This is a genomic window from Aerococcus sp. HMSC062A02 (assembly GCF_001809535.1).
In the GTDB taxonomy this organism is placed as follows: Bacteria; Bacillota; Bacilli; order Lactobacillales; family Aerococcaceae; genus Aerococcus.
In genome coordinates this window covers 91213-100991 of record NZ_KV797921.1, presented here as the reverse complement: position 1 = coordinate 100991, position 9779 = coordinate 91213, and the positions used below count along the sequence as shown (strand labels likewise).

10 protein-coding genes are annotated in these 9779 nt (G+C 48.4%); 3 read left to right on the top strand and 7 right to left on the bottom strand.

The annotated features are described in order from the left end of the window. Positions 1-459: 459 nt before the first annotated feature. The 7 genes from thiI to HMPREF2626_RS03990 form a co-directional block, all read right to left on the bottom strand. Positions 460-1686, bottom strand: a complete 1227-nt coding sequence (thiI, locus tag HMPREF2626_RS04020) for a tRNA uracil 4-sulfurtransferase ThiI (RefSeq protein ID WP_070617777.1) — start codon at positions 1684-1686, stop codon at positions 460-462. Positions 1687-1694: 8 nt separating this feature from the next. Then, on the bottom strand, positions 1695-2846 hold the full coding sequence (locus HMPREF2626_RS04015) for a cysteine desulfurase family protein (protein ID WP_070617774.1): 1152 nt from the start codon (positions 2844-2846) through the stop codon (positions 1695-1697). Positions 2847-2921: 75 nt separating this feature from the next. Further along, positions 2922-4646, bottom strand: a complete 1725-nt coding sequence (locus HMPREF2626_RS04010; protein WP_070617773.1) for a septation ring formation regulator EzrA — start codon at positions 4644-4646, stop codon at positions 2922-2924. Positions 4647-4896: 250 nt separating this feature from the next. Continuing rightward, positions 4897-5511, bottom strand: coding sequence for a 30S ribosomal protein S4 (rpsD, locus tag HMPREF2626_RS04005; RefSeq protein WP_067972024.1), 615 nt, complete (start codon positions 5509-5511; stop codon positions 4897-4899). A gap of 210 nt (positions 5512-5721) precedes the next feature. Further along, positions 5722-6417 (bottom strand): 5'-methylthioadenosine/adenosylhomocysteine nucleosidase, encoded by a 696-nt coding sequence (locus tag HMPREF2626_RS04000; protein ID WP_070617927.1) that lies wholly within the window; start codon positions 6415-6417, stop codon positions 5722-5724. Positions 6418-6430: 13 nt separating this feature from the next. Continuing rightward, on the bottom strand, positions 6431-6817 hold the full coding sequence (locus HMPREF2626_RS03995; protein WP_070617770.1) for a hypothetical protein: 387 nt from the start codon (positions 6815-6817) through the stop codon (positions 6431-6433). After that, positions 6810-7367 (bottom strand): NUDIX hydrolase, encoded by a 558-nt coding sequence (locus tag HMPREF2626_RS03990; RefSeq protein WP_070617767.1) that lies wholly within the window; start codon positions 7365-7367, stop codon positions 6810-6812. The genes HMPREF2626_RS03995 and HMPREF2626_RS03990 overlap by 8 nt, the downstream gene beginning before the upstream one ends. A 170-nt stretch (positions 7368-7537) precedes the next feature. Between HMPREF2626_RS03990 and HMPREF2626_RS03985 the strand changes: the two genes are divergently transcribed. From HMPREF2626_RS03985 to HMPREF2626_RS03975, 3 genes are all read left to right on the top strand, one after another. After that, on the top strand, positions 7538-8104 hold the full coding sequence (locus tag HMPREF2626_RS03985) for a 5-bromo-4-chloroindolyl phosphate hydrolysis family protein (RefSeq protein ID WP_070617764.1): 567 nt from the start codon (positions 7538-7540) through the stop codon (positions 8102-8104). Positions 8105-8118: 14 nt separating this feature from the next. Continuing rightward, complete coding sequence (locus HMPREF2626_RS03980) at positions 8119-9282, top strand: toxic anion resistance protein (protein ID WP_070617761.1); 1164 nt, start codon at positions 8119-8121, stop codon at positions 9280-9282. Between the two features lie 76 nt (positions 9283-9358). Beyond that, complete coding sequence (locus HMPREF2626_RS03975; RefSeq protein ID WP_070429985.1) at positions 9359-9607, top strand: GlsB/YeaQ/YmgE family stress response membrane protein; 249 nt, start codon at positions 9359-9361, stop codon at positions 9605-9607. Positions 9608-9779 lie beyond the last annotated feature (172 nt).

The following is a 9779-nucleotide window of genomic DNA, read 5'->3' as shown; positions in this document are numbered from 1 at the left end:
CCCTTTCTGCATCCTCGAACCCGACTATAGGGTGTGAGGGCGCGCGGTTAGAAGTGTACCTCTGGAGCAAAAGATCGAAGAAGTCTGAAAGACTTCGCCGAGATTTTGTGAAGAGGAGCCACATCTGCGCGACCGAACCCAACTAACAAGGGTGTGAGGGCTGGCGCTTAGCTTTCCTTCACTGGAGCAAGTCACCAGAGCAGTCTGCAAGACTGCGGCGGAGACTTGTGAAGTGACAGGAAAGCTGCCAGACCGAACCCGACTAGACAGGGTGTGAGCAAGAGCGTTTAGCTTTGGATGCTTGGAGTAAGTTGGGATAAGGCAAGCCACGCTTGCACGTTCCCGACTTGCGAAAGCACTCCAAAGCTGCTCTTGCGAACCCGACTAGCAAAGACTGGGAACCCCCCAGTCTTTTTGTATGCTCCCAACTTTTATCACACTCTAATGCTTACTTCTATTTTACAACAAATCTTCAAATTCATCTGCAATATGCTCAGCTTCTTCGACTTGGTCTTGCCATTCAATCCGCTCAAACTTGGTCTGGTCGACTGCTGCTTGGACGAGTTCATCGATGGCTAAGCGTTTTTCCAAGTATTCCACCTCGTCCAAATGGGGCTTGGTCTTAGGCGATGGCGGCGCAAAGACGGTACAGCAGTCTTCGAAGGGTTGGATGGATAAGTCATAAGTGTCAATTCTTTCTGCAATATCGATAATCTCAAGCTTATCCATGGTCACTAGGGGACGAAGAATCGGGGTTGAGCTGACTTCATTGATGGTGTACATACTCTCTAGCGTCTGAGAAGCCACCTGGCCTACCGATTCGCCGTTCACAATAGCCAAGCCGTCATACTGGTCCCGCAAGCGGTCTGCCACCCGATACATCATCCGCCGGGTCACGGTCATCAGGTATTCTTTAGGGATTTTTTCTTTGATTTCTTCCTGTATCTCGGTAAAAGGCACTTCTAAGAAGTTAATCCAGGCCGAAAAACGACTAAGCTTGCCGGCTAATTTTTTAGCCTTTTCTAGGGCTTGGGGGCTGGTATAAGGCGGTGAGGCGAAATGGAGGGCGGTCACCCGGATGCCCCGCTTCATGGCCAAGTAGCCAGCTACCGGCGAATCGATACCTCCCGACAACATGAGCGTCGCTTTGGCGCTGGAACCCACGGGCAAGCCACCCAGCCCTGGCAGCCAATCCGTCGATAAGAGGAAGTCTTGTTCGCGCACCTTCACCCGCAAGGTCAGATCAGGTTGCTTGAGCTGGACCTTGAGCTCTGGATAGGCTGCGCCGACATGGGCACCTAATTCCCGGTTGATGGCATTAGTATCTAGACGATAGGAATGGTCCGAACGCGAGGTAGCAATCTTAAAGGTCTTAATATCAGACTTGGCCATCTCCTTAGCGACTACTTCAACAGCCACTTCTTTAAGTTTCTCGAAGTCGCGTTCGATAGTCAGAGCCGGACTGTAGGACTGGATGCCGAAGACATCCTGCAGGCGCTCGAGAATCTTGTCTTGAGGGGCATCTTCAAGATGTAGGAACATAAAGTCGTGTTGCTGGCTAACTTTAACTTGGGGATAGTCATAGAGGGCGCGCTTGATATTATCCGAGAGTATCCGAATAAAACGGCGCTTATTCTTACCCTTAATGGACAATTCCCCATAGCGAATCATAATAATTTTTTTCATAGGACCTCCTATTGGATTTTAGCAAATTTGTGGAGTAAGCGGCGGTAGACTTCGATAAAGTCTTCCACTTCTTCCATTCGGTTGTCATATCCGAAGCTCAAACGGATAGCACACCGGGCCAGGCTAGGATCTACCGGCATAGCGGCCAGGGTCGAGGATCCTTGCTGGCTCTTCCGGCTGGCACAGGCAGAAGTCGTTGACACATAGATGCCCTCTTCTTCTAAGGCGTGGACCATCACTTCACCACGAACGCCTTTGAGGGCAAAGCAGAGAATATGAGCCGCACCATCCTGGGGACTGAAGACAGTTACCTGGTCCCCCTCTTCCGCCAAGAACTGACGGAGCCGGTCTTGGAAGGCTTGGTGTCTCTTACTTTCCTCATTAGCGCCTTCCTGGGTCAAGCGCATAGCCTTAACGGTAGCCACAATGGCGGGCAAGTTCTCAGTCGAACTCCGGAGCAAGTGCTCTTGGCCGCCCCCATCTAAGAGGGGCAGGATCTGCCGGTTGGCCTTCTTATATAGGATACCACATCCCCTAGGCCCATTGAACTTATGTGCTGAAAAACTCATCAAATCCACCCGGGAATGGATAAGGGGAAGTGGGGTTTTCATGAAACTTTGAACCCCATCCACATGAAAATGGATGCTCGGATAGTCTTCTAAGACCTCAGCCAATTCCGCGATAGGTTGCTGGCTCCCAATTTCATTGTTGATGGCCATCACAGAGACCAAGGTCGTATCAGGACGAATGGCCGCCTTCAAGTCTTCGGCATGGACCTTGCCCTCCTTGTCTACAGGCAAGTAGGTCACTTCAAAGCCTTGTTTCTCAAGGGCCTGCATGGTATTCATGATGGCGGGATGTTCGACCTGACTGGTGATCAGGTGCTTGCCTGCTCCAGCTTTTTCCAGGGCTGTTCCTTTAACCGCCCAGTTGTCTGACTCCGTTCCCGATCCCGTGAAAAAGACTTCTTCTGGCGAACAGCCTAAGATATCAGCAGCCTGCTTGCGGGCCGAGTCTAGGAGACGGTGGGCCTGGTTACCCAAGGCATGGAGGCTGGAAGGATTGGCATAGTAAGTCTCCATCGTTTTAAGCATAGACTCTGCTGCTTCTTTAAAAATCTTAGTGGTGGCACTGTTGTCAAAATAGATGGTTTTTGACATAAAGTTAGCTTCCTTTCTCTTAAAACAGTGAACCCTCTCCAGATTTCGCCGATCGGGAGAGGGAACTTGACGATACTAATAATTATATTTGTTCTTATCTGCGCGGTAAATTTTCTCGATTTCGCTCTGAGCTTGGCTATCGAATTTCGCTACACAATCCACGATGGCCTGGTAGGCTCCCTGATAATCGTAGCGCTCATTGAAGAGGTAGTGGGAATAGTCCACCGCATCATTAATCTCAGGATGGTTAGCTCGGTAACGGTTGGCATATTGGATAGCTGTCTCGGTCAAGCGCACATAGTCGAGGGTCTTCTCAATTTCCGTATCCAAATATTCAATATCCTCTGAAGCAATTTGGCTCAAGCGGTTGATTTCTTCCATATCCAACTTGACTCGGTTGAGCTTGGAACGCATGGCATCCAAGGTATCCTCACAAGCAAAGAAACGGTCCAGATAACTTGGATCTAGGCCAGGCAGGTGGTACTGGCCAACCTTGCGCTTGATATTGCGGAGATCGAGCTCGTAGAGATAGAGCTGGTCGCGGGCTTCCCGCTCCTGCTGCTTGAGACCAGCCAATGACGAAACAATCTTGGACTGGCCTTTCTCAATCTCAGCCAGGGTCTCATAACTATCCCGGTAGCGGGTTTCCATATCGCTGTAGGCAATGGTATGGTTGCCTTCCTGCTGGTTGGTATAATCGATCGTTTCCCGGAGGCGGTCAATCTGATCAGCATAGTCACGCATCTGGGACATCTCGCTACCCGATAGCTGGTAATTCTGAGCAACACGGTCGATCTCTAAGATGGCATAACGGTTGGACTGGTGAACCTTACTTAGGGTTTGTTGCATGGCCCCCTGGTTGCCGCCGATGTATTGCTTGGCTCGAAGTTCTGCTTCCATCAGTTCATAGGTCCGGTCAATCTGTACTTCCGCCCGCTCCATAATGGCTTGGGCTTCATCCAGGTCAGCCCGAGCAATGGCTTCCTTGGCATTATTGATGACCTTATCGACTTGGTTGATCTCTTCAGGAATATCCACATCCATAGGGAAACGATAGTCTTCATCCAACATAGCCTTATAGCCTTGGTTGAGGTCTTCATACTGGGCCAGGTATTCTTCATCAATCCGAGTCAAGAGGCTAGGAATTTCTTCCATCATCCCCTCTAAGGACTCAATGTCCCGCTGGATCTGTTCTAAGATTTCATGAGCCCCGATAAAATCCCCATCATTCATCAGTTCATTGTATTTGGTGAAATCTAATTCAATATAGGACAAGTTCTTCTCTAAAGTTTCCTGGGAAGGCCCGTAAGCATAGCTATGGGCAAGTAATTGCTTGCGGATCTTAGCATAGCGGTCATAGAGCTCTTCATGGTAGCTCGCATTGGCGTCCTCCTGGTCCAAGAGCTTCTCCAATCGCTGGTTAATCCCCTCGACTTCCGTCCGAGCTTCCTGGAGTAGGTCTTCCGCCTTGTCCGACATTTGCCGGGCTTTAATTTTTGAAAATAATTTATCTGTAGCATCCTGGGCTGAGACGAGAACCGCTTCAATTTCGGGTAACTTGTATTGGGTTACGGTTTGCCAATTGGCCTGTTCGTTCTCGAGCGCCCGTCCGGTTTTACCTGTTACATTCTTGTTTTTGATCGTATAGAGTTTGTCAGCGACCGGAATCGCCATGATTTCTTGTTTCTGCTCATCCAGTTCCTGATTGGTCTTAGTCTGCTTCTTACTTAAATAATACAGTATGCCATAGCTGATGAGCACAATCAGAATCACGACGAGCAATGCGATTAATAGCTCCACATTCGCTCCTCCAATTCATTAATATTTTATCATGTCTTACTTTCTTATACTCATAAATTATAGCAGAAAAAAGCCCTTTAGCCTAGGGAGAGTCCATAAAAAGCCCTTGACTGCCCTTCTTTCTTTTCTGAGCTTTTGTCAAAGTGTCTGCTTAAGCATCCAAAATTTTAATTTTGCTCTTTGGAAATTATTTTTTTCGACAAAAAAGGAGCCAGCCAGGCTAGCTCCTTTAAATCGTTTAAGCTTAAAATTAAGATAATTGGTTGTAGTATTCAACGACGAGTGATTCATCGATATCTGGGTTCATTTCGTCGCGTTCTGGGTAGCGCGTTAATGAGCCTTCGAATTTTTCTTCATCGAATGATACATATGGAACGTGGCCGTATAAACCTTCAACAGAATCCTTGATCACTTGGATTTCTTTAGATTTTTCACGAACGCCGATCACTTGGTCAACATCCACTAAGTAAGAAGGGATATCCACACGTTTGCCATCAACTAAGATGTGGCCGTGGGTAACCAATTGACGAGCTTGGCGACGAGTTGAAGCCAAACCTAAGCGGTAAACCATGTTGTCTAAGCGACGTTCAAGTAAGATCATGAAGTTAACCCCGAGCTTACCTTCTTTAATTTTACCAGCTTTTACGAACAAGTTATGGAATTGTTTTTCAGTCATCCCATAGATGTAACGTAATTTTTGTTTTTCTTGTAATTGTAAACCGTATTCTGAAAGGCTCTTACGGCGTTGGTTAGGTCCGTGTTGACCTGGTGCGTAAGGGCGACGGCTTAATTCTTTACCTGTACCTGATAATGAGATCCCTAAACGACGGGATACTTTCCATGTTGGTCCTGTATAACGTGACATTGATGAATTCCTCCATATAAATTGATTTATTGGAGTAAAATAAGTCATTCAGCTGATCGCATTCGTGCAGTCCGCTCCTTGGCTTTCTCCTATTGCAGCCGCGGATACTTGCTTCACCTATGTGGGAGGACTGTTGACGAGCTTGCTTCAACTGTGCTGCATTATTTTACACAAAGATTATCTTATCAAGCTTTAATCGGCTTGTCAAGCTTAATCTTTCAAATATTGGCCGATAAAGTTCAAAGTCAACCGGGCGCTCTTAGGACCCACTTCAGAAATAAATTGGTCAAAGTCAATGGCCGCATCCTGCTCAGCAGTGTCTGACATAGCCCGAGCAATCAGGAAAGGAAGCTGGAACTGATAGGCGACATGGGCAATTGCTGCTCCTTCCATCTCGGTACAGAGGGCACCTGGAAGATTCTGGGCGATCTCTTCCACCTTGGCTGGGCTTGCTACGAAGCTATCCCCTGAAACGACTAAGCCTCGGTTGACTGTCTCGCCCTGGTCAGCCAGGCATTGTTCGAAACGTGAAAGGTAATTGGAATCTGCTTGGAAACGGGCAGGCAAGCCCTCAATTTGGCCATAAATCTGGTCAAAAGCGGTCATGTCAACATCATGGTAGGCTGCTTCCTGGGCAAGGACCAGGTCGCCCACTGCCAGGTCCTTGTCGACAGCTCCCGCTGAGCCATTATTAATAATCAGGTCAGGTCCGTCCATAGCCAGCAAAGTTGTCGCTAGGGCCGCATTGACCTTGCCAATCCCACACTGGGCAATGGCAAGCTCGTGGCCTTGGTAATGGCCCCGCCAGATCTTAACGCCTGCCTGCTGAGAAGCTTCGAGGTCCGTAATTTCATCTAAATAGTAGCTAATTTCCTTGGTCAAGGCTGCAACAATAGCAATCTTCAAGCTTTTCATCCTCCTATACAAAAAATGCAATCAAGGTAACAATGATAATTCCTAAGAGACTGAGCCCAATTCCCCAGTTGAGGTATTCATCAATCGGTCTTGGGTCAGGCTTCTGGTCGGCCTGGTCGTCCAGCTGCTTAGCTTCCTGACCCTGGCGCCAATGCCAGGTCCTGCCCCGGTCTGAAGACTTAGCCAGCTTGGACTTGGTCCGGGGGCGCTGGCTCGCTTGGGAAGCGGGACGAGCTTTTTGCTTGGGCTTTTTGCTAGCAGCCGCTGCTTTCGGCCGAGACTTCTTCGCCCCTTGTCCGGCTTCCTGCTTGGCTTCTTCTAAGGCCTTTTCTCTTTTTTTCTTTTGGTATTTGCGATAAGACTGTCGAGTAATTAGAGGATCTTTAGCCATGGTTTCCTTCCTTCAATAGTTGCTTTTCTAAGTATTGGATGGCATAGATGGTCTTCATGTCACAGATCTCCCCGCTAGCGGCAGCTTGCTTGGCTTCACTCAAGCTGAGACGGAAGACTTCGATATGTTCATCCGCATCTTGGGGCCTAGGATTGCTGACTGTTTCTAAGCCGTGACAAGAGTAGATCTGCAGGTATTCATCCAAGTAGCCGGGCGAAACATAAAATTTATCCAGGGTCTGCCAGTCCTCGGCCTGAAGCTGGGTCTCCTCTTCCAGTTCACGCTGGGCAGCGGCGAGGAAATCTTCCCCGGGATCAACTAAACCAGCTGGAATCTCAAGAATCGGCCGTTCAATAGCCTTACGAAACTGCTTAACCAAGACCAGCCGCTGGTCCTCATCGATAGCAATAATGCCAACTGCTGGGGCATGGTGGATGATTTCGCGATTGGCCCTTTCACCATTGAAAATCTCCACAGTCTGCTTCTCTAAGGTCAGTAGACTCCCCTCATAAATCACTTCACTACTTAAAGTTTTTTCACCAAATTCCATGACCTACCATCCTTTCACAAAATTATCACTTTATATTATACATGGAAAATTATAAATATTCTTCTAAATCCACCCTCCCTTGCTAGCTAAGCAAAGTCATCCCTAAGACGGATGGGCCAGGGAGAATTCCTTGCTATAATAACATTAAAATTAGTAAAGAAGGCGGTTTAATGAAGAAAATATGTAAAAGAACTTGGGACCAGGTCCTCTACAGTCCCTTCAATGTCTTATTGATTCTAGCGGCCTGGTGGCTAGACTTAAAGTTCTGGCCGACCCTAGCGACCATCCTGCTAGTCAACTTTGCCATCTGCTACTATCTTGAAAAACGACATTCAGCCCCCCATCTCTCTCGGAAAAATTACCAGCACTATAAGGAACATGGCCTGTCCGACCAAGACATCCAGTATTTTCGCCAGGAGATGGCAACTAGCCTAGAGCAAATCGAACGGATCTTAGCCCTCCTCGCCCAAACAGGCAGGAAGTCGCATGGTCAAGTCAAGGCCCAAGAAATCAAGGCCTACTTCCACGCCATCCAGCAGGACCCCCATTTATTGGCTGATTCAGCGGACTTTCGCTACCAGCTCCTCCCTAGCTTAGAGAAGGAATTGCGCCACTACCAACTCTTAACCACAGCTCGGGAAGACGCCAGTGAACTGGCTGCCAGTCGCAAAGAACTCGACCGCTTAGGCAAGGAGATCCAAGCATCTTACAAAGACTTTCTTGCCCTCACTATCTAGAAGGAGTGTTGTTAATGACTCAGAATAATTTTTCTAATGATTTCGATGATCTATTAGCCCAGCCTTTTGCCCTCGACCAGGAGGAAGGAGAGCTCCAGACCCAAGCTCAAAAGCAGGATACAAGTCTCTTCGACCGCTTGTCGGATAAGGAAAAACAGCAAGCCCAGGCCATGGCCAAGATGATTGACGAAAAGAACATGTCCGGCTTAACCGCTTACGGCAGCAAGGCCCAGTCCAAGCTCAACCAATTCTCCCATGCCATGATCGACCAGGTTCGCAATAAGGATACTGGAGAGATTGGGGTCAGCCTGCGCCAGCTCATGGATCGCTTAAATGAGAGCGAGTTGAACAAGCTCCAACAAAATGAGACGAATCCCATTAAACGTTTCTTCAACCGGTCCAAGCTATCTCTCTATGAGGCCAACGCCAAATTCCAACAAGTCGCTGTCCAAGTCGACCAAATTGCTGACCAATTAGACCGCCACCAGGCCCAACTGCTCAAGGACAACCAAGACCTCGATGGCCTCTATGACGAAAACTACGAATTCTTCAAAGTGCTGAATATCTATATTGCGGCCGCCCAACTCAAATACCAAGAGCTCGAAGAAGAAGTAATCCCTCAAAAGCTTCAAGAAGCCCAGGCAGTGGATAATCAAATGGTCGCCCAAGAACTTGCCGACCTCCGTCAATTCGCCAGCCGCCTAGAGAAGCGGATCTACGACCTCAAGTTAACCCGCCAAGTCTCTATCCAGCAGGCCCCGCAGATCCGCCTGATCCAAAATACCAACCAGGCTCTGGCTGAAAAGATCCAGTCCTCAGTTCACACGGCAATCCCTCTCTGGAAGAACCAGATGGCCATCCAACTCTCCCTCCAGCGGCAAAGCGATGCCCTCAAGGCCCAACAAGCAGTTACAGATACAACTAACCAGCTCCTCCGTCAGAATGCAGATATGTTGGAGCAATCTAGCTTAGAGATCAGCCGGGAAAATGAGCGGGGCATCGTCGACATCGAAACCCTGGAACATGTTCAAAAGAGCCTGGTCCATACCATTGAAGAGACCTTCCAAATCCAACAAGAAGGCCGGAAGAAGCGCCAAGAAGCAGAAGGCCGACTCATCAATATGGAAGACCGACTCAAAGAAAGCTTGCTCAAAGATATGGAGCGCCGCCAGGCCTAGAAACTGGGCCTGAGGCTAAGAATTGCTTCAAATACACGAATGTACTATAATTGTTATATATTAAAGAAGGAAAGGGATGAATCACATGCTTTGGACACTTATCTGGGGCGGTATCGTTGGTGCAATCGCAGGATGGATTGCAGGCAAGGATATCCCATTTGGAATTATCGGTAACATCGTTGCTGGTCTCATCGGCAGCTGGATTGGCGGTAAACTCCTACCCGTCTTCGGCCCAGTTTGGGGCGGAATTGCTATTATTCCATCCATCATTGGTGCTGTTATCTTAGTCATCTTAGTTTCTTGGCTCATGCGCCGCTTCGCATAAAACGGTAGTATAAGCTAAGAAAAACACAGGCTGTGTCCCTCCGGATACAGCCTTTTTTATTTCAGGGTGTGAGAGGATGCGGGAGAAAGGGACCTCTGGAGTAAACGACCAGAGAAGACTGGAAGCCTTCGACGGTCATTTACGAAGAGGAGCCCTTTCTGCATCCTCGAAC